Source organism: Nocardia sp. NPDC059691, assembly GCF_042733915.1.
Lineage (GTDB): Bacteria > Actinomycetota > Actinomycetes > Mycobacteriales > Mycobacteriaceae > Nocardia > Nocardia sichangensis.
In genome coordinates this window covers 23768-40881 of sequence record NZ_JBHWFB010000014.1, presented here as the reverse complement: position 1 = coordinate 40881, position 17114 = coordinate 23768, and the positions used below count along the sequence as shown (strand labels likewise).

The window sequence follows — 17114 nt, the reverse complement described above, 5'->3', positions numbered from 1 at the left end:
AGCGTATGTCCAGCAGCCGCGCTGGTCCGGTGGAGTCACGGATCCCGGTGAGGTCGATGATCACGGCGGTGTACTTGTCGCCGCGCGGTCTTCGGGGGCGGTGATCGTCCGGTGACGCTGGTCCCGTCAGACGCGGTCGTGGAGAGTGACCTGGTAGCCGTCGGGGTCGGCGAAGGTGAATGTCCGACCGAAGGGGCCGTCGATCGGTGCGGAGACGATGGTGTGACCGTCGGCGACGAGAGCATCGTGAATGGCCTGGACGTCGGTGGCGTGGAGCCAGATCGCGGCGCCGATGCCGGGCTGAGCGACGGATGCGAGATCGGTGCCGGGAACGACGTCGCGGAGTGCGAACGCGATCGGCTTCGTCTCGAAGACGACGGCGTGTGGAGGTCCGGCCTGCGAGCGGACGAGGCCGAGGTACTGCTCGTAGAACGCCTGCGAAGCAACCAGGTCGCGCGCTTGCAGCGAGATGAAGTCGGGGCCGGTAACGGGCATGATGATCTCCTCATTCTGTGTCAGTTTTCTGACACATGGCAATCTATGTCAGAATACTGACATGAGTCAAGACCGTGCGGGCGTCGACTTGGAAACGTCACTGGGCTACCTGCTGAAAGAGGCGTCGAGCGTCCTGCGCGTAGCCATGGAGGAGGTGCTGCGGCCACTCGGGATGAGCGTGACGCACTACTCCTGCCTCGAGCTGCTGGCGCAACGACCGGGCCTGTCGAACTCCGAGCTCGCGCGGGGCGCGTTCGTGACACGGCAGACGATGAACGTGCTACTCCAGGCTCTGGAACGAGACGGCTACGTGACCAGGCCCGCGGAGGCGCCCGTCGGGAAGGTTCTTCCCACACGGCTCACGCCCCGCGGACGACGGAGCCTCGATAAGGCGACCGTGGCGGTCCGGTCCGTCGAGGTCAGAATGCTCGCCGGCCTGACCGAGACCGAGCGGTCCAGCGCGTTGCGGATCCTGCGGAGCATGATCCATTCCCTGCGCGATGGCAACGACGATGCATAGCTCGTTCCCCGGCGCACGTCTCGGCGCGCTAACTGTGCTCGCGGCATTCGCTGGCGGTCAGTGCGTTGCGTAGTGCGGCGCTGCTTTGGTAGCCGACCATCGGCGCGATCTTGGTGAGGGGAAGGTCGGTGGTGCGCTGGAGGTGGCGGGCGCGTTCGGCGCGAATGTGTTGCACGAGGGTATTGGGGCTGGTGCCCAGTTGTTGCCGGACGTGACGCTCCAGAGTGCGACGGGTGGTCCCGATCGCGGTGGCGGCGTCGGCAATCGAGATGGGTTCAGTGAGATGTGCGCGGATCCAGTTTTCGAAGTCGGTGATGAGCCGGTCGGTGCTGGAGAGATAGCCGAGGGCGGATTCGATACTGCGGGAGGGACGTTCATCGATGAGCAGAGTCGCAGCCGTGAAGTCGGCGAGTTGTGAACTGGCCCGAGCCACGAGGTTGATCGCGAGATCGATGTGGGCGAACGCGGCGCCCGCTGTGGTGATGTGTCCGTCTTGGACGACCATTCGGGTCATGTCGAGATCGACGCGCGGGTAGCGGCGCTGGAATTCGGTGGTGAGCCACCAGCTGGTGGTGGCGCGGCGTCCGTTGAGGATGCCCGCCTCCGCCAGCAGCAGTGTGCCGGTGCAGGCGGCGGCTAGTTGACGGCCTTCGTCTGCCCAGTCGCGTAGCTGCGTGCGCAGCCGATGTATGTCGGGGCGCAGGAGGGCGTCGATCACGCCGGGTGGGCTGTTGGCGCCGATGGCGGGAATGACGAGGATGTCGAGATCGCCCATGCGGGCATCATCGAAGGTGAAGTCGATCGGGACCAGCAGGCCGCCCTGCGTGGGGATCGGTGCCGGGGTCGCCGCGATTGTGCAGACGGAAATCGCCGGAATGTTCCGGTCGACTCGTTCTCGTGCGGCTTCGGCGGTACGTAGGACGTCCAAGACGGTGGTCAGGCCGGAGTCCCAGCCGCCGGTGATCGCGGCAACCCCGATCTTCATGTCGCAAAGTGTAGCCGTTTTGTCGCAATCATTAGTTTTGTCGCCAATAGTGTCGCGGCCATGACAACGAATACCGCATTGATGGTCACCTTCACCACCGCCGAGGGCAAAGCGGACGCCTTCGCCGAACTCCTGGAACGCGCCCGTCCGTTGATCGAAGCCGAAGCCGGGACGACGGTGTGGCTGGCCGGACGGTCGGCCACGGAACCGTCGACATTCTTCCTCGTCGACGTGTTCGCCTCGCCGGAGGAGCAGAAGGCGCACATGGCGGGCGCGGCCGCCGCACTGATTCTGGGTGAGGGCAGCGATCTGCTCGCCCAGCCACCGACGGTGTCACCGCTGTCGGTGGTCGCGGTCAAGAACGGCGCGGCGTAACTTCATGCGAGCCACGTATTTGTACGGCCCCGGCGACGTTCGCGTCATCAATGTCCCCGACCCGGTGATCCACGACGCCACCGACGCCATCGTCCGCGTGGTGCGCGCCTGCGTGTGCGGGACGGATCTGCACCCCTACCATTCCATGGCTCCGATACCCCAGGGGTTTTCCATGGGCCACGAGTTCGTCGGCGTAGTCGAAGACATCGGCGGCGACGTGCATCGCCGCCGTCCGTGAGCTCACCGGCGGGGACGGCACCCACGTCGTCATCGAAGCCGTCGGTCATATGCCCGCCTACCAGCAGGCCGTCGGCGTCGTCCGCCCGGGCGGTGTGATCAGCCGGGTGGGTGTCCCGCAATACAAGAACGCCCCGATCGGGTTCGGCAGTCTGTTCGGCCCCAATATCACTCTCACCGGAGGTCCCGCGCCGGTCCGCGCCTACACCGACACCCTGCTGCCGGGCGTCCTCGACGGCAGGGTGGAACCCGGCAAGGTCTTCGACCGCGAAGCCGGCCTCGACCAGATCGCCGATGCCTACCGCGCCGCGGATTCCCGCGAAGCGCTCAAGGTGCTCGTCCGCCCCTGAACAGCCGGGCCCGTGCCGGACTCCGTTGTCCCGATCATGTCGCAAACGGTGGCCGTTATGCCGCATCAGGTATCCGGGCGCTACGTAGCGTCGGCCGCGACGACGAAATCGGTCGTCGTCGATGTCCCGAACGGAGAACTTCATGAAGGCACAGGTCGATTCTCGGCCATATTGTTTCCGGCGGCTCGGAACTTTCCGTGCCGCCGGACAGTCCGCGAAGGACGGCTCGCGCACGGAATGCTCGCATTTCCGAACACACGAGTCGATGGTGAAACAGGCCGTGTCGACGGTGGTCTCGGCATGACCGAGAATCTGCGGCCAAGTGCGGTCCTCACCGTCGAGCGGCGCGGGCATGTCTTGTTGATGGGCCTGAATCGCCCGGCCAAACGCAATGCGTTCGACATGGAGTTGCTGCGTGCGCTCGGAAATGCCTACTACGTCCTGGAGACGGACGACGACCTGCGGTGCGGTGTCCTGTACGGCCACGGCGCGAATTTCACCGGCGGGCTCGATCTGGCCGATGTGCTGCCGCAGATCACCGACAGCAGCGTCGATTGGGCCGAGGACGAGTTGAATCCGGTGTCCACCACCGGACCGGCGCGCACGACTCCGGTCGTGGCGGCCGTGCACGGATGGTCCATGACCATCGGAATCGAACTGCTGCTCGCCGCGGACGTGCGCATCGCCGCCGCCGACGCTCAGTTCGCGCAGATGGAAGTGCAGCGCGGTATCTTTCCCCTCGGTGGCGCGACCTACCGGCTTCCGCGTGAGGCGGGATGGGGCAACGCGATGCGCTGGCTGCTCACCGGAGATCCGTTCGACGCGAACGAAGCGCTGCGCCTCGGGCTCGTCCAAGAGGTGGTCGAGCCCGGCCGTCAGCTCGAGCGTGCGCTCGAGCTGGCGGAACGGATCAGCGAGCAAGCGCCGCTCGGTATCGAGGCGACCATGGCTTCGGCCCGGCGCGCGATAAACGACGGCGAGGTCGTCGCGGGCGAAGCCATCCGTGCGGACTTGCGGCGTCTGGTCACCAGTGAGGATGCCAGGGAAGGCATGTTGTCGTTCCTGGAGCGGCGACCGGCACGATTCACCGGGCGATAACAAGCGGATGCGGGGCCGAGTTCGCAGTCAGGTCGGCCACTGCCGGGCGTGACGGCGAACGGACGCCGCACGCCCGGGCTGCTGCCTACCGGGGGAGGAAGATCATGCAGGTGGTGGTGGCGTGCGCGACGAGCTTGCCGCTCTCGTCGAAGGCCTTGCCTTCTGCGGTGGCCACCGTTCGCCCGACATGGATCACTTTGCCCTCAGCGGTGATTCGCCCGGCATCGAGCGCGACGGAGCGGATGTAGTTCACCTTCAACTCCAGAGTGGTGTAGCGAGCTCCGGTCGGAAGGGTGGTGTGCACCGCACATGCCATGACCGAGTCGAGCAACGTGGCCGCGATGCCGCCGTGGACCTGGCCGAGCGGGTTCGAGAAGTCCGGCTGCGTACGTATCGACATCGCCGCATACCCCTTCTCGACCTCATCCATGGTGATACCGATCAAGCGGCCGATGGACGGTGTGTCGGCAGGCCGATCCCGTTGGGCCCAGCGCATCAGTTCGAGTCCACTCATGCTGGTGAAGTCGACTACGGTCATGGTTGTCTTCCTGTCGGTCTCGTCGGGGCGTTCGTCAACCGCGCTCACGTTTCCTCGATGCCGCTGCTGGATCTGCGAACGCAGACGGGTTTGTATCCGGCCGTCGGTATCGCCTGGTCGGCGCTGTCGAACGGAATCACGTCGGTGATGATCAGTTCCGGATGCAGGCGGCCGCTGGACAGCAGATTCAGCACCTCGGGCATGTGCGAGCGGGCGTTGCTGAGCGCGCTGCTGAAATGGATGCCCTTCATGTGCATCGCAGGCAGCGGCAGCTCGATGTCGTTGAAATAGAACGAGCTGCTTTCGACATAACCGCCCGGTGCTGTCGCCAGGATCGCATTGCGCAAGGCACGGCCCGATCCACTGGAGTGGTTGAGGGCGATCTGGTACTCGTGGGCGCTGGGCTCGAACTCTTCGGGAGCACTGGTACTGGCCCCCAGTTCGGCGGCGATGCGACGCCGGTCCGGGTCGGGGTCGACATAGTGGACGACACGAGCGCCGCAGGCACGCGCGACATCGGCGCTGTAGAGGCCGATCGTGCCCCCGCTCATCACCAGGACATCGGCGCCGGGATCGCGGCGCAGATGCGGAACCACCGAGCGCCAGGCGTCCGCGAGGTTGTCGCCGACCGAAACAGCTTGGATGGCAGTGACATTCGGTGGCAGCGGGAGCAGCGCATAGCTCGCGAACGGGACTCGCACGAGGTCGGAGAACAGTCCGCCATATCCGCCGCCGAACGGGATTCCGTATGCCGCCACACCGTGGGCGGCGGTGGCTCGGCAGTAGAGCGGCAGGTCCGCGCGGCACCGGTCGCAGTTCCCGCAGGACACGTGGTAGGGGATCGCGACCAGGTCACCGGGGGCGATACCGGTCACCGCGTCCCCGACCTCGACGACCTCGCCGACGCCTTCATGGCCGATGGCGAACGGGGCGTCGACACCCGGGAGGGGCACCGCGCCGCGGATCACTCGCTGATCCAGATCGCAGGTCGAGACCGCGATGGGCCGGACCAGCGCGTCGGTCCGGCTTCGGATCACCGGCTCGGGTTCGTCGCGCCATTCCAAACCCCCGGCTCCGTTGTAGTAGAGCACTCGCATGCGTCGCAGCTTTCGTCTCGGTCCGGCGACGGCGCCGGACTGGTTGGGGTGTGTCATTCGGTCATGCTTGATGGGTGATGATCGGCGGATGCTCGGCGTCGACGGGTGTCGTCGCCGTGGCGTCGTGTGTGCGCTCGCCGAAATACAGCAGTTCCCAGACGGTTCGGCCGTCGAGACTGTCGGTGTGACCGTCGCTGGTGTGCGTCAACGTCACGTCGCCGAGGAAGCGGTGGTAGGCGCCGTACTCGCCGAAGTCCAGCCGGAAGATGTCGTCGAGGTAGGTGAAGGTGACGGTGTAGGTCGTGCCCGCTTCCTCGATCGTGTACCGCAGCCGCTTGTCGAACGGCACGCCGCTGTCGGGATGTACGGCGGTGTCGTCCGCGGCGACCTCGATGCCTTCCGCGCCCACTCTGGCGGCCACGATCTCGCCTGCCTTGACGATCAGCAGTACGGGGACCGTCACGCCGCCGTACTGATCATCAGCGACGAACGCCAGCGTCACGATCGTGTAGTCGCCGAGCAATGCTCGACCCCAATACCAGTGGTCGAGGATCTTTCGTGGTGCGATGTTGCCCCAGTTGTGGTCGTGGTAGCCCAGTCCCGTCGATCGCACGACCTCGCCGTCCACGGTCAGAACGGCGTCGACGGCACCCCTCGCCACCACCGGCAACCAGGCGATGTAGTGCTCTTCGTTCTCGCCGAAGAAGAGCAGCCCCGATTCGGGCCGCCATGGCGGCACCTGCGGGTTCAGCGTGAGGTCGACGGTCACTTCATCGATCTCGGCATGAATGGTGTAGCCCTCGGGGCCACCGCGGAAGACGTTGGCGCCGATCCGCACGTCGCAGCCGGCGGTGGCGGCTCGGAAGGCGTCCGGTGACTCGATGCGGGTCTTCTGAATTCGTGTTCCGTCCGGGCGCGTCAACGTCAGCAACACGAACGGGGTCAGCGGCGCCTTGGGGGAGACATACGGCGGCTTGGTGTGGAACTCGACCGTGAGGGTCGAACCATCCTCCAAATGCGCGTCGCAGTACCACCATTCGAATGTCCCGTCGGCAGCGCCGGTGCGGAGGCCGTCCTCCCAGGGCTCGATCACGCCGGGCGTGAGACCCAACCGCTGGTAGTGGCTGGGGCTGTTGCCAATGACAGCTTTCATCGGTGTTCCTCACCTTTGATGACTCGAACGACTCGGTTTGGCGTGGCGGTGACACTGCTGTCCGGAGTTCTCGCTTCGGACTCGACCAGCGGCAGGGACCGTGCGAGCCCTCGAGCGCACACCTCGACCGATGGTTAAGGAGTTGAGTATTCGTGTTCCCGTTGCCACGTTCGCGACGCTAGCCATCGACCTGGTCAAGATTGCGACAATAGAACTAACCTTTGCGACATTATGGGTATCCGCACTGCGGAATCAGTGCCGCTGCACGGCTGTCGAGCGTGCCCGGGCCCGACTTGCGCCGGCGCGCGAAGCGTTGGTCTCGACGCCACGGCCTGTGAAGCATGTAGTAAGAATGTTGACTATGGCGCGCATGGCGTAGACGCCTGGAACAGGCCGCCATGGCAGTGCGGCACGCTACGCCGCTGAATTCGCCGCGCCCGAGAGCATCGGCCGCGATATGGAGAAGCAACCAGATGAGTCAGACTTACTTTCAGGTGATCGCCCACTACCACGTGCAGCCGGAGCAGCTGACGGCCGTCCTCGAACTGCTCGCCCGGTTGCGCGCCGCCAGCCGTGAAGAACCGGCCAACCTGTCCTACGACTATTTCCAAAATACCGACGACCCAACGCACCTGGTGATCCTCGAGCGTTACACCGATGCCGAGGGCTTCGCCGCCCACCGCGAATCCGAGCACTTCCGGACTTTGGGAATCGACGGAATCATTCCGCGACTGGATCGCAGGCAGGTCGACACCTACCCGGTCGTCGCGGCCGGCTGAGACTGCTGCCGCGGGCCGGTCATCGGCGCGCCGAAACGCGGAATACCCGCCTACCTGGCAATGATCGCGTTACCGGGTAGGCGGGTATTCCGCGTCAGCGGCCGATGAATTCCTCGTCTTTGGCGAGGAAGGCCTCGACGGCCATGGGTGGGTCAGGCCGGCTGCTCGACGGTGTCGGGCCTCGGTGTCTTGCGGGCGAGAGCCTGGAGCGCCTCGTCGTACTGGGCCTTGAAGCGAGCCACCAAGTCCGCGACAGTGAGGTTTTCCTTGATCGCGCCGATGCCTTGTCCGGCGCCCCAGATGTCCCGCCATACCTTGGCGCTCGCATTGCCGCCGGAGCCGAAATTCATGACGGAAGGGTCGGAATGGGGGAGGTTGTCCGGGTCCAGGCCTGCGGCGACGATGCTGCCGCGCAGATAGTTGCCATGGACACCGGTGAACAAGTTGCTGTACACGATGTCCTTGGCTCGGGAGTCGACGATCATCTGCTTGTATTCCGCAGCCGCTATCGCCTCGACGGTCGAAAGGAATGCCGAACCGATATAGGCGAGATCAGCGCCCGCGGCCTGCGCGGCGAGGATGGAACGGCCGTGGGCGATCGCGCCGGACAACAGCACCGGCCCGTCGAACCACTCCCGGATCTCCTGGACAAGCGCGAACGGCGACTGCGTTCCGGCGTGGCCGCCTGCGCCTGCAGCGACGGCGATGATGCCGTCCGCGCCCTTTTCGATTGCCTTCCGAGCGAACTCGTCGCTGATCACGTCGTGCAGGACGATTCCGCCGTAGGAGTGCACGGCGTCGTTGATCTCCGGGCGTGCGCCCAGAGAGGTGATCACGATAGGCACGCGGTGCCGCACGATCACGTCCATGTCGTGTTCGAGGCGGTCGTTGGTCCGGTGGACGATCTGATTGACGGCGAACGGCGCGACGGTGGCGTCCGGGTTCGCCGCCGCGAACGACGCGTTTTCCTCGGTGATGCGGTCCAGCCAGTCCGCCAGCAGTGACGCCGGACGTGCGTTCAGCGCGGGAAAGGATCCGATCACCCCGGCCTGGCACTGCGCGATCACGAGTTCGGGTCCGGAGGAGATGAACATCGGCGAGCCCACGATGGGCAGGGTGAGGCGACCGGACAGAGCGGCGGGTAAGGCCATGATGACGTCCTTCGAGGAGTTCTGAAGCGTTGACGCGCGGCGATTCCGGCCGCATAGCGCTGCGTTACGACGAAGCTATCGACGCACCCCGCATTCATGCAATAAGTTGCAAAAACATGTGTGGCCGATCACACGCCCGGTGGTCACGGCTTCATAAGTTGCCGGATCCCGGGCCGCGCAAGGTCCCGCGCACAGCCTTCGCCGCGGAGACTCCGGATTCAGGTCGCGGGACCAACGCGCTCGACGCTCTCTAACATGGGGCCGTGGCACTGCAGTTCGCGATCCTCACCGCGTTGACCGAACGGGCCTCGACCGGCATCGAACTCGCTCGGCGCTTCGACCGCGCGTTCGGATACTTCTGGTCGGCCACCCATCAGCAGATCTATCGCGAATTGGATCGGCTCAGCGGTGGCGGTTTGGTCGCCGAGGTTTCGCAGCCACAGGCCCCGGGGCGTGGTCAGCCGAAGCGTTTCTCCATCACACCGGCGGGCACCGCTGCGCTTCGCCGTTGGGTGTGCGAGGTCGACGAGCCGCCGCAGCAGCGAGAAACGCTGCTGATCAGGTTGCGGGCAGCGGCCGCCACCGGGGACTTCGAAGGTGTCCGCGAGGTCGTCGCACACCACCTCGCGGTGCACGAGAAGACGTTCGCGACCTATCGGGAGATCGAGGCACGTGATTTTCCGGCTGTCGGCGACGATGCGGGCGCGATGAGGCATCTGATCCTGAAGGCCGGTCTCGGGACCGAACGTGCCTGGATCGACTGGTGTCGGGAAGTCATCGAAGCCCTCGATGCCATGCAGACGCCGAGCGAATCGCGCTCGACCTGAGCCTAGGCTCGTCGCGGCCGCAGCCTGTCGGCGAAGTTCGGGGTCGAGGCGGGGGTCCGATGGATGGCCTGCACAGAGCGCGGGCGGCCGCGTGGCGTCATCAAGTGCATGGTCTATCTATGAAACCGATATCCTCGCTGAATGAGGCGTACATCCTTCGCACGGTGGCCATGCTCCGTCGCGCGCACGATGGATCTGCTCGGTGATTGGTGGACCCCGCTGGTGATGCGTGAGGCCTTCTATGGAGTACGCCGTTTCGAGGACTTCCAGCAGCAGTTGGGCATCGCGCGCAATACGCTCAGCAACCGTTTGCGTCGTCTGGTGGACGAAGGCTTGCTCGAGAAACGGCCGTATCAGGTCGAGCCGACCTGGTACGAGTATGTGCTGACCGAGAAGGGCGCCGACTTCTGGAGCGTGTTGCTGGCGATTTCGAGCTGGGGTGATCGCTGGCTCGCCGACGAATCGGGTCCGCCGGTGCTTGTGCGGCACACCGCGTGCGGTCATGACACACAGGTCAAGGTGGTCTGCGAGCACTGTGAACAGCCTGTCCCGATCGAGGAATCCCGCCTGCGCATGGGTCCGGGCTACCCCGAACATCTGCGCGAACGTCCCGACGTCGTGGAGCGCTTCGCGCGGCAAGAGTCGAAGTAACTGACGAAAGTTCACCGGGGCCGGTTTCAGGTCCCGAGGTGTAGCGGAACACCGAGTTGCTGGTCCACCGCCATCGTCGCTTCGGTGCTCTGCTCTGCCGAAGGACACTCCGAACGAGGTGCTACGCGCACAGTGGCCGCGTTCTTCGCGAGCCGAATTCACCTGCCTCACCAGCACTTATGTACATGTTGTGTGGCAGATCACATCGATAAATGCGGGCCGTCGGTATTGACCGCGGCCTGTCCGATCCAGCATCGTATGCGCTGAATAAGCGCTTAGTAAGTAGCTGGGAGGTTGGGCACATGCCCGAAGCCGTCATCGTCTCCGTCGCCCGGTCGCCGATCGGACGCGCCGTCAAGGGCTCGCTGAAGGACATGCGCCCCGACGATTTGGCGGCGCAGATCGTCAAGGCCGCGCTGCAAAGGGTGCCCGCGCTCGATCCGGCCACGATCGACGACCTGATGCTCGGCTGCGGCCAGCCCGCGGGCGAATCGGGTTTCAACCTCGGACGGGTGGTGGCGGTACTGGCCGGGCTCGATCGGGTGCCCGGCGTCACGGTCAATCGCTATTGTTCGTCGAGCCTGCAGACGACCCGGATGGCGCTGCACGCGATTCGAGCCGGTGAAGGTGATGTGTTCGTCTCGGCGGGCGTCGAGACCGTCAGCCGCTACAACAGCGGCAATGCCGATGGCCTGCCGGGCACCCAGAACTCCCTGTTCGAGGACGCGGTCGCGCGGACGTCGAAATTCGCTGCGGGAGGGCAGGTTTGGTCGGAACCCCGCGAAGACGGAGCACTGCCCGACATCTATATCGCGATGGGGCAGACCGCCGAAAACGTCGCGCAGTTCGCGGGTGTCAGCCGCGCGGAGCAGGACGCCTTCGGCGTGCGTAGCCAGAACCTCGCCGAAATCGCGCTGTCGAATGGATTCTGGCAACGCGACATCACCCCGGTGACTCTGCCCGACGGCACGGTGGTGTCGGCCGATGACGGTCCGCGCGCGGGTGTGACGCTGGACGCGGTCGCGGCGTTGAAGCCGGTGTTCCGGCCGGACGGCACGGTCACCGCGGGCAATTGCTGCCCGCTCAACGACGGCGCCGCCGCGGTGGTCGTCATGTCGGATACCAAGGCGGCGGAACTCGGATTGACGCCACTCGCGCGCATCGTCTCCACCGGCGTCAGCGGCCTGTCGCCGGAGATCATGGGCTTGGGCCCGGTCGAGGCGTCGCGGCGGGCGCTGGCCAACGCGGGCATGACGATCGGCGACATCGACCTGGTCGAGATCAACGAAGCCTTCGCGGCGCAGGTCATCGCGTCCATGCGCGAACTGGACATCGACCTCGACAAGCTCAACGTCAACGGCGGCGCGATCGCCGTCGGCCATCCCTTCGGGATGACCGGTGCGCGGATCACCAGCACCCTCGTCAATTCGCTGCAGTTCCATGACAAACAGTTCGGCCTGGAGACCATGTGCGTCGGCGGGGGCCAGGGCATGGCCATGGTGCTCGAGCGGCTGTCCTGAGCGCGCACCGCTGTCGTCCACCGGTTGCGCGTGGACCGTCGAGCATCTGTCCATCCCGAAGGAGAGCACCATGAGCGATCGCGCAGATTCCGGTCGCGCGAGCGGGGTCGCCCGAGGATGTCGCACACACCGTCTCATTCCTGGCGAGCGAGGGTGCGGGATTCGTGTCGGGGCAGGTCGTGTACGTCGCCGGAGGACCGAAGAACTGACCGGCACGGTTCGCGACCGTCTGCGAGCGGGATCTGCAGCTGACCAGATTCGCTGTGGGGCAGAGTTTCCCGACGGCAACGGACGCCATCCCGGACATATGGCCGAATCGATGAGAAGAGAAATGTCATGACGAAGACTCAGCAGATCCGTCTCGCGCGGCGTCCGTCGGGGCTGCCCGGCGACGACACCTGGAGCCTGACGACCGAGGAACTGCCAGGGCCCGCCGAAGGTCAGCTGCTGGTGAAGATCGACTTCATCTCCATCGATCCCGCCATGCGTGGATGGCTGAGAGATCAGCGTTCCTATGTGCCGCCGGTCGGGATCGGCGAGGTGATGCGGTCGTTGGATATCGGCACGGTCGTGGAATCGGCGCACCCCGACTTCGCCGTCGGTGACACGGTCAGCGGCACTTTCGGGGTGACCGAATACGCGATCAGTGACGGCAGTGACGTCTCGAAGGTCGATCTGACCATCGCCCCCGGCCCCACCTGGCTCGGCACCCTCGGAATGCCCGGCATGACAGCGTATTTCGGCCTGCTCGAGGTCGGGAAGCTGCAGGCAGGCGACACCGTGGTGGTCTCGGCGGCGGCAGGCGCCGTCGGGAGCGTGGTCGGTCAGATCGCCAAAGCCAAGGGCGCGGAGGTCATCGGGATCGCGGGTGGCCCGGAGAAGACCCGGTTGCTCACCGAGGAACTCGGCTTCGACGCGGCTGTCGACTACCGCAACGACAACGTCGCGAAGCGGTTGCGCGAGCTCGCCCCGCAGGGCATCGACGTCTTCTTCGACAACGTGGGCGGTGACATCCTCGATGCCGCGCTGATGAACTTGCGCCGCGGGGCCCGCGTGGTGCTGTGCGGCGCGATCTCGGCCTACAACGCCGAGCAGCTGCCTCCCGGTCCGTCGCGCTATATGTCACTGCTGGTCTTCCGCGCCTCGATGACGGGATTCGTAGTCTTCGACTACGCCGATCGCTACGGCGAAGCCGTCGCGCAGATCGCGCAATGGCTGGCCGAGGGCAAGCTCGAGAGCCGCGAGCACGTCGTCGAGGGAGGCGTCGCGCGTTTCGGCGAGACGCTGAACATGCTGTTCAGCGGCGCCAACAACGGAAAACTCGTGCTCGCGCTCTGAGCGGCGGCCACCGCAGCGTATCCGGGATCACAGCCGTGCGACGCGCCGAAGGTCACGACAGCATCGACGCCGGTCGCGCGAGGCCCGGACCGATACCGTCCGGAAGTGTTCGATGGCAGGATGCGAGACTGTTCAAGTGACCGAATCACGTGCGGACGACACACGAGCTCGGCTGCTGGATGCCGCGGTCGTCGCCTTCGCCGAGCGGGGCTTCCACGGCTCGACCACTCGCGACATCACTTCGATCGCGGGGCTGAGCACGGCAGCCATCTATGTGCATCACCGCTCGAAAGAGGAACTTCTCTACGAGGTCTCCCGGACCGGTCACCACAACACGCTGAAGCGCTTAAAGAGCGCTGTCGCTTCCGCTGACGATCCGGTCGATCAGTTGATCGCGGCGGTCAGGGCCTTCACTGTTTTCCATGCTCGGGCGCATACCGTGGCCCGGGTCATCAACTACGAACTCGCCGCGCTCAGTCCGGAGCATCAAGGCGAGATCAAGGCGATCCGTCACCTCATCGACGCGGAGATGCGGCAGCTGATCGAGCGAGGCGTGGCGGCGGGTGTGTTCGACAACCCGAATCCGCATATGGCGGCGGTCGCTCTGCTGTCGCTCGGCATCGACCTCGCTCGCTGGTACCGGGAGGACGGCTCGCTCTCGCCGGAGGAGATCGGCGACTATTACGTGGACCTCGCGCTGCGCATCGTGGGTGCGTCCAAGTAGACCGGCCTCCCGGTGAATGACCGGCTACGGATCGCCGGATTTTGCCGACGCCCTCGTCGGAGAGCCATCGATTACCCCAGCCCGTCATGTCGGCGATCGATGAAGCGACGCCCCATCTAGGGGCGTCCGAGAGTCGTCCCCAGTGGATCAATCGTGCGGGGTGCCGGGAGGATCACAGTTCGCCGACGATGTGCGCGGCATAGCCCCATCCCCGTGAGTCCAAATGTGAAACTCAGCTGTTGAGTGCGCTGAAGAGACCGTTGTAGTGCTTAGTCTATCTATGCAACTATGGGCGAAACAGCCGGAAGGAGCTGATCGTGGAGTGGACCGGGCAGGTGTATGCCGACACCCCGACCGTGGCAGTTCAGACCTTCATCGACGCGCCACCGCGACGGGTGTGGGCATTCGTCAGCGATATCCACCTCATGCCGCGGTTGAGTGAAGAACTACAGAGCGTGGAATGGCTCGACGGCGCAACCGGACCCGAGGTCGGCGCGCGGTTCATCGGCCGTAACGCCCACGAGGCCATGGGGAACTGGGAAACGACCAGCACGGTCGTGGAATTCGAGCCGGAGCGGCGCTTCGCCTGGGCTGTCGGCGACCCCGGATACCCATCCAGCATATGGCGTTTCACCCTCCAACCCGAGGGCGCGGGCACCGTCCTGGAGCAGTGGACCCAGATGGGTCCCGCGCGTTCGGGACTCAACTTCGCGATCGATGCCATGCCCGAGAAGGAGCAGAAGATCGTTTTCGTGCGCCTGCGCGAGTTCGAGTTCGGCATGGCGGCCAATCTGTCCGCCATCAAGGATCTAGTGGAGAAGGACGCGTGATGCGCACGGCCACCACCATCGAGGCGTCGGGGGCGAACTGGCCCGACCTCGTCGAATTCGTAGTCGAAGCTGAGAAACTCGGCCTGGACATCTGCTGGATGGCCGAGGCGTGGGGGAGCGATGCGGTGACACCGTTGGGCTTCCTCGCCGCGCGCACCGAGCGAATGCGGTTGGGCACCGGCATCATTCAGCTCGGCACCCGGTCGCCGGTGCTGATCGCCCAGACTGCCATGACGCTGGCACGACTGTCCGAAGGCCGATTCCTGCTCGGGCTCGGCGCTTCCGGCCCGCAGGTCATCGAGGGTCTGCACGGCGTGCCGTTCGCCCGTCCGCTGGCGCGCATGCGCGAGACCGTGCAGATAATCCGGGCAGCCTGCACCGGCGAGAAGATCGTCTTCCAGGGCCGGCACTTCACAATCCCGCTGCCCGGTGGCGAGGGCAAACCGATGCGGCTGAGCGTGCCCGCGGTCACGGTTCCCATCTACCTGGCCACCCTGTCACCGAAGATGCTGGAGTTGACCGGCGAGATCGCCGACGGCTGGCTGGGCACCAGCTTCGTCCCCGAGGGAGCGGACGCCTATTTCGAGCATCTCGACGCCGGGCTGGCCCGCTCCGGCCGGGAGCGCGCGGATCTGGACATCTGTCAGGGCGCGGAGATCAATATCGTCGCCGACGAGGCCCAACTCGACGAGGTCCTCGGCAGCCGCAAGAAAGAACTCGCCTTCTCGCTGGGCGGAATGGGATCGGGCTCGACCAACTTCTACAACAACGCCTACAGCCGCCAAGGCTGGGCCGATGTCGCCGCTCGAGTGCGTGAACGGTGGCAGAGCGGTGATCGCGATGGCGCCGCCGCGCTGGTCACCGACGAAATGGTGCTGGCCACCACGCTGATCGGCACCGAGGACATGGTCCGCGAGCGGTTGCGAACCTGGCGCGACACCGGCGTGGACACGGTACGTCTCTATCCCGCGGGCGACACCCTGCACGCGCGACTGGACAATCTCGGCCGCGGCATCGATCTTGTGCACGGGCTGGATGGTCGTTCGACGATCTGTCACTCCCAGGGTGGTTAGACGCATGCTCCGGCGCGAGTGGCGTGCTCTGACCAGCCGGTGAAAGACTGTTGTGATCAGAAGCCGAGGCGTTGTGCCTGGCCACGCGACGGGGGATCGGCGGGAATCCCGGACCGGTCCAGTCCGATGAGCCGCACGGCAGTCAGGGCGACGTAGAGTTCGGCGGCCGCTTTGGGATCGGAGCAGCGGCGGTCGGTCAGGGTTTCGATGCGGCGCAGCCGGTAGTGGATGGTGTTGCGGTGGTAGTGCAGACGTTGCGCGACTTCGGTATTGGAGCCTCCGCATTCGAACCACATGGCGAGCGTGTCGAGAAGGGGATCGCACTCCTCTGGTGGCAGGTCGAGTACGGGTCCGAGGATTTCGTGCGCCATTTCGTGCGCAGCGGACGGAGCATGCGCCAGGACGAGCGGGATGGGTGTGTCGCCGTAGACGGTGACCGTGGCGGTGCCTGCCGGTGCGCAACGCCCGGCCAGTTCGGCCTCCCGCAGTGCGGCGCCCGCGTCCCCCGCGGTCGAGAACGGGCGGCTCACGCCGACCCGGCCTGTGGCGTGTTGCCGCAGTTGAGCGAGTACCTGCTGGTGCGCGCGCTCGGTGGCCGGGCTGAGCAGCCCGATGCGAGCGCCGGCTTCGGTGATCCAGATCGATTCGACGTATTCGGCGCGGAGCCGGGACTCGATGCCCATCAGTGGCGCCAGTGCTTCGGGATCGGCTTCGGCATGCACGACGACGAAGCTGCCCAGCGGGGGCAGGTGGAGGGCGCGGGCGATGTCGCGTTGTGTCGGATCGTGGGAATCGCCGTTCAGTAGACGGCGCAACAGAGAGCGGCGTTCGGAATCGTCGTGGCGGACTCGCTCGGTCAGATAGTCGCCGTAGGCCTCCGCCGCCGCCCCCGAATAGTCGTCGATGATCCGCCACATCTCCGACCCGAGCTGGGGCAACACGTCGAGTCTCGTGCCGGTGGCCACGGCGAGCGCGCGTTCCCACAGCAGTCGTCCGGCCAGCCGGTACGCGTGCAGCACCGCGGGGAGGGGCACGCCGAGCTCGGCTTTGACCCGGCCCACCACGGTAGCGGGCTGCAGCCGACGCCCGACACCGCCGGAGAGCTGGCCCAGCAGCGAGACGAGGTTGTCGCGGACGACGAAGCCCAGCTCGGCGTCGGTGAGCGCGGTCGATTCCGCGTAGGCGTGGTCCCCGGTCCGGATCCGGCCGACGAGTTCGGCGGTGAGGTCGTCGACCTCCGCGAGCAGCGTGCGCGCCACCGCGGCGGAATCATTCACGGGCGGCTCCGTCAGCGTGGTCATGGATAGATGGTAGGCATTCGCCGGGAATGCGCTTGTGCTCTGGCACACATATCCGCCGTGGATCGGTAGGCC

Annotated in this window: 18 protein-coding genes and 2 pseudogenes; 13 read left to right on the top strand and 7 right to left on the bottom strand. The window is 65.7% G+C overall.

Annotation, left to right across the window (positions count from 1 at the left end; genetic code table 11):
- Positions 1–126: 126 nt before the first annotated feature.
- Complete coding sequence (locus ACFV2O_RS28065) at positions 127–495, bottom strand: VOC family protein (RefSeq protein WP_355073863.1); 369 nt, start codon at positions 493–495, stop codon at positions 127–129.
- Between the two features lie 61 nt (positions 496–556).
- Between ACFV2O_RS28065 and ACFV2O_RS28060 the strand changes: the two genes are divergently transcribed.
- Positions 557–1015, top strand: a complete 459-nt coding sequence (locus ACFV2O_RS28060; RefSeq protein WP_379254371.1) for a MarR family winged helix-turn-helix transcriptional regulator — start codon at positions 557–559, stop codon at positions 1013–1015.
- 28 nt (positions 1016–1043) lie between these two features.
- Here ACFV2O_RS28060 and ACFV2O_RS28055 read toward each other — a convergent pair whose 3' ends face one another.
- Positions 1044–2000 carry a GlxA family transcriptional regulator gene (locus tag ACFV2O_RS28055; protein ID WP_379254370.1) on the bottom strand — a complete coding sequence of 319 codons (957 nt, stop codon included), beginning with the start codon at positions 1998–2000 and terminating at the stop codon, positions 1044–1046.
- Positions 2001–2060: 60 nt separating this feature from the next.
- On the opposite strand from ACFV2O_RS28055, the gene ACFV2O_RS28050 reads away from it, so the two are divergent.
- From ACFV2O_RS28050 to ACFV2O_RS28040, 3 genes and pseudogenes are all read left to right on the top strand, one after another.
- Positions 2061–2375, top strand: a complete 315-nt coding sequence (locus ACFV2O_RS28050) for a putative quinol monooxygenase (protein ID WP_379254368.1) — start codon at positions 2061–2063, stop codon at positions 2373–2375.
- A 4-nt stretch (positions 2376–2379) separates the two neighbouring features.
- Positions 2380–2962: pseudogene (locus ACFV2O_RS28045) on the top strand (zinc-binding dehydrogenase).
- Positions 2963–3262: 300 nt separating this feature from the next.
- On the top strand, positions 3263–4060 hold the full coding sequence (locus ACFV2O_RS28040) for a crotonase/enoyl-CoA hydratase family protein (protein WP_355073858.1): 798 nt from the start codon (positions 3263–3265) through the stop codon (positions 4058–4060).
- A gap of 85 nt (positions 4061–4145) precedes the next feature.
- Here the strand turns inward: ACFV2O_RS28040 and ACFV2O_RS28035 are convergent, their stop codons facing one another.
- Genes ACFV2O_RS28035 through ACFV2O_RS28025 form a run of 3 tightly spaced genes read right to left on the bottom strand, consistent with a single transcriptional unit; the run spans position 4146 to position 6848 of the window.
- Complete coding sequence (locus ACFV2O_RS28035) at positions 4146–4598, bottom strand: PaaI family thioesterase (protein WP_379254366.1); 453 nt, start codon at positions 4596–4598, stop codon at positions 4146–4148.
- Positions 4599–4642: 44 nt separating this feature from the next.
- Positions 4643–5752 (bottom strand): zinc-binding dehydrogenase, encoded by a 1110-nt coding sequence (locus ACFV2O_RS28030; protein ID WP_379254364.1) that lies wholly within the window; start codon positions 5750–5752, stop codon positions 4643–4645.
- Between the two features lie 4 nt (positions 5753–5756).
- Positions 5757–6848: a hypothetical protein gene (locus ACFV2O_RS28025; protein ID WP_379254362.1), complete on the bottom strand. Its 1092-nt coding sequence runs from the start codon at positions 6846–6848 to the stop codon at positions 5757–5759.
- 473 nt (positions 6849–7321) lie between these two features.
- Between ACFV2O_RS28025 and ACFV2O_RS28020 the strand changes: the two genes are divergently transcribed.
- Positions 7322–7627, top strand: coding sequence for a putative quinol monooxygenase (locus ACFV2O_RS28020; protein ID WP_379254361.1), 306 nt, complete (start codon positions 7322–7324; stop codon positions 7625–7627).
- 152 nt (positions 7628–7779) lie between these two features.
- Here ACFV2O_RS28020 and ACFV2O_RS28015 read toward each other — a convergent pair whose 3' ends face one another.
- Positions 7780–8778 (bottom strand): NAD(P)H-dependent flavin oxidoreductase, encoded by a 999-nt coding sequence (locus ACFV2O_RS28015; RefSeq protein ID WP_379254359.1) that lies wholly within the window; start codon positions 8776–8778, stop codon positions 7780–7782.
- Between the two features lie 263 nt (positions 8779–9041).
- Between ACFV2O_RS28015 and ACFV2O_RS28010 the strand changes: the two genes are divergently transcribed.
- The 8 genes and pseudogenes from ACFV2O_RS28010 to ACFV2O_RS27975 all read left to right on the top strand — a co-directional run bounded on the left by ACFV2O_RS28010 (position 9042) and on the right by ACFV2O_RS27975 (position 15741).
- Positions 9042–9605, top strand: coding sequence for a PadR family transcriptional regulator (locus tag ACFV2O_RS28010; protein ID WP_355073850.1), 564 nt, complete (start codon positions 9042–9044; stop codon positions 9603–9605).
- Positions 9606–9746: 141 nt separating this feature from the next.
- Positions 9747–10256: a helix-turn-helix domain-containing protein gene (locus ACFV2O_RS28005; RefSeq protein WP_355073848.1), complete on the top strand. Its 510-nt coding sequence runs from the start codon at positions 9747–9749 to the stop codon at positions 10254–10256.
- Positions 10257–10558: 302 nt separating this feature from the next.
- Positions 10559–11776 carry an acetyl-CoA C-acetyltransferase gene (locus tag ACFV2O_RS28000; protein WP_379254541.1) on the top strand — a complete coding sequence of 406 codons (1218 nt, stop codon included), beginning with the start codon at positions 10559–10561 and terminating at the stop codon, positions 11774–11776.
- Between the two features lie 74 nt (positions 11777–11850).
- Positions 11851–11985: pseudogene (locus ACFV2O_RS27995) on the top strand (SDR family oxidoreductase); the annotation flags it as partial.
- Between the two features lie 127 nt (positions 11986–12112).
- Positions 12113–13114, top strand: a complete 1002-nt coding sequence (locus ACFV2O_RS27990; protein WP_355073844.1) for an NADP-dependent oxidoreductase — start codon at positions 12113–12115, stop codon at positions 13112–13114.
- A gap of 136 nt (positions 13115–13250) precedes the next feature.
- Positions 13251–13838 (top strand): TetR/AcrR family transcriptional regulator, encoded by a 588-nt coding sequence (locus tag ACFV2O_RS27985; RefSeq protein WP_379254357.1) that lies wholly within the window; start codon positions 13251–13253, stop codon positions 13836–13838.
- A gap of 317 nt (positions 13839–14155) precedes the next feature.
- Positions 14156–14668 carry an SRPBCC family protein gene (locus tag ACFV2O_RS27980; RefSeq protein ID WP_379254355.1) on the top strand — a complete coding sequence of 171 codons (513 nt, stop codon included), beginning with the start codon at positions 14156–14158 and terminating at the stop codon, positions 14666–14668.
- Positions 14668–15741, top strand: a complete 1074-nt coding sequence (locus ACFV2O_RS27975; RefSeq protein WP_379254353.1) for an LLM class flavin-dependent oxidoreductase — start codon at positions 14668–14670, stop codon at positions 15739–15741. Before ACFV2O_RS27980 ends, ACFV2O_RS27975 begins: the two co-directional genes overlap by 1 nt.
- A 56-nt stretch (positions 15742–15797) precedes the next feature.
- Here the strand turns inward: ACFV2O_RS27975 and ACFV2O_RS27970 are convergent, their stop codons facing one another.
- Positions 15798–17042 (bottom strand): PucR family transcriptional regulator, encoded by a 1245-nt coding sequence (locus ACFV2O_RS27970; RefSeq protein WP_379254352.1) that lies wholly within the window; start codon positions 17040–17042, stop codon positions 15798–15800.
- Between the last annotated feature and the right edge of the window lie 72 nt (positions 17043–17114).

What these genes read in the sequence shown, in the direction of transcription:
- ACFV2O_RS27990 (WP_355073844.1), top strand. Translation starts at nt 12,113, where the DNA reads ATGACGAAGACTCAGCAGATCCGTCTCGCGCGGCGTCCGTCGGGGCTG.
- ACFV2O_RS28040 (WP_355073858.1), top strand. Translation starts at nt 3,263, where the DNA reads ATGACCGAGAATCTGCGGCCAAGTGCGGTCCTCACCGTCGAGCGGCGC.
- ACFV2O_RS28035 (WP_379254366.1), bottom strand. Translation starts at nt 4,598, where the DNA reads ATGACCGTAGTCGACTTCACCAGCATGAGTGGACTCGAACTGATGCGC.
- ACFV2O_RS28050 (WP_379254368.1), top strand. Translation starts at nt 2,061, where the DNA reads ATGACAACGAATACCGCATTGATGGTCACCTTCACCACCGCCGAGGGC.
- ACFV2O_RS28015 (WP_379254359.1), bottom strand. Translation starts at nt 8,778, where the DNA reads ATGGCCTTACCCGCCGCTCTGTCCGGTCGCCTCACCCTGCCCATCGTG.
- ACFV2O_RS28065 (WP_355073863.1), bottom strand. Translation starts at nt 495, where the DNA reads ATGCCCGTTACCGGCCCCGACTTCATCTCGCTGCAAGCGCGCGACCTG.
- ACFV2O_RS28025 (WP_379254362.1), bottom strand. Translation starts at nt 6,848, where the DNA reads ATGAAAGCTGTCATTGGCAACAGCCCCAGCCACTACCAGCGGTTGGGT.
- ACFV2O_RS28055 (WP_379254370.1), bottom strand. Translation starts at nt 2,000, where the DNA reads ATGAAGATCGGGGTTGCCGCGATCACCGGCGGCTGGGACTCCGGCCTG.
- ACFV2O_RS28020 (WP_379254361.1), top strand. Translation starts at nt 7,322, where the DNA reads ATGAGTCAGACTTACTTTCAGGTGATCGCCCACTACCACGTGCAGCCG.
- ACFV2O_RS27975 (WP_379254353.1), top strand. Translation starts at nt 14,668, where the DNA reads ATGCGCACGGCCACCACCATCGAGGCGTCGGGGGCGAACTGGCCCGAC.
- ACFV2O_RS28030 (WP_379254364.1), bottom strand. Translation starts at nt 5,752, where the DNA reads ATGACACACCCCAACCAGTCCGGCGCCGTCGCCGGACCGAGACGAAAG.
- ACFV2O_RS28005 (WP_355073848.1), top strand. Translation starts at nt 9,747, where the DNA reads ATGAGGCGTACATCCTTCGCACGGTGGCCATGCTCCGTCGCGCGCACG.
- ACFV2O_RS28060 (WP_379254371.1), top strand. Translation starts at nt 557, where the DNA reads ATGAGTCAAGACCGTGCGGGCGTCGACTTGGAAACGTCACTGGGCTAC.
- ACFV2O_RS28000 (WP_379254541.1), top strand. Translation starts at nt 10,559, where the DNA reads ATGCCCGAAGCCGTCATCGTCTCCGTCGCCCGGTCGCCGATCGGACGC.
- ACFV2O_RS27970 (WP_379254352.1), bottom strand. Translation starts at nt 17,042, where the DNA reads ATGACCACGCTGACGGAGCCGCCCGTGAATGATTCCGCCGCGGTGGCG.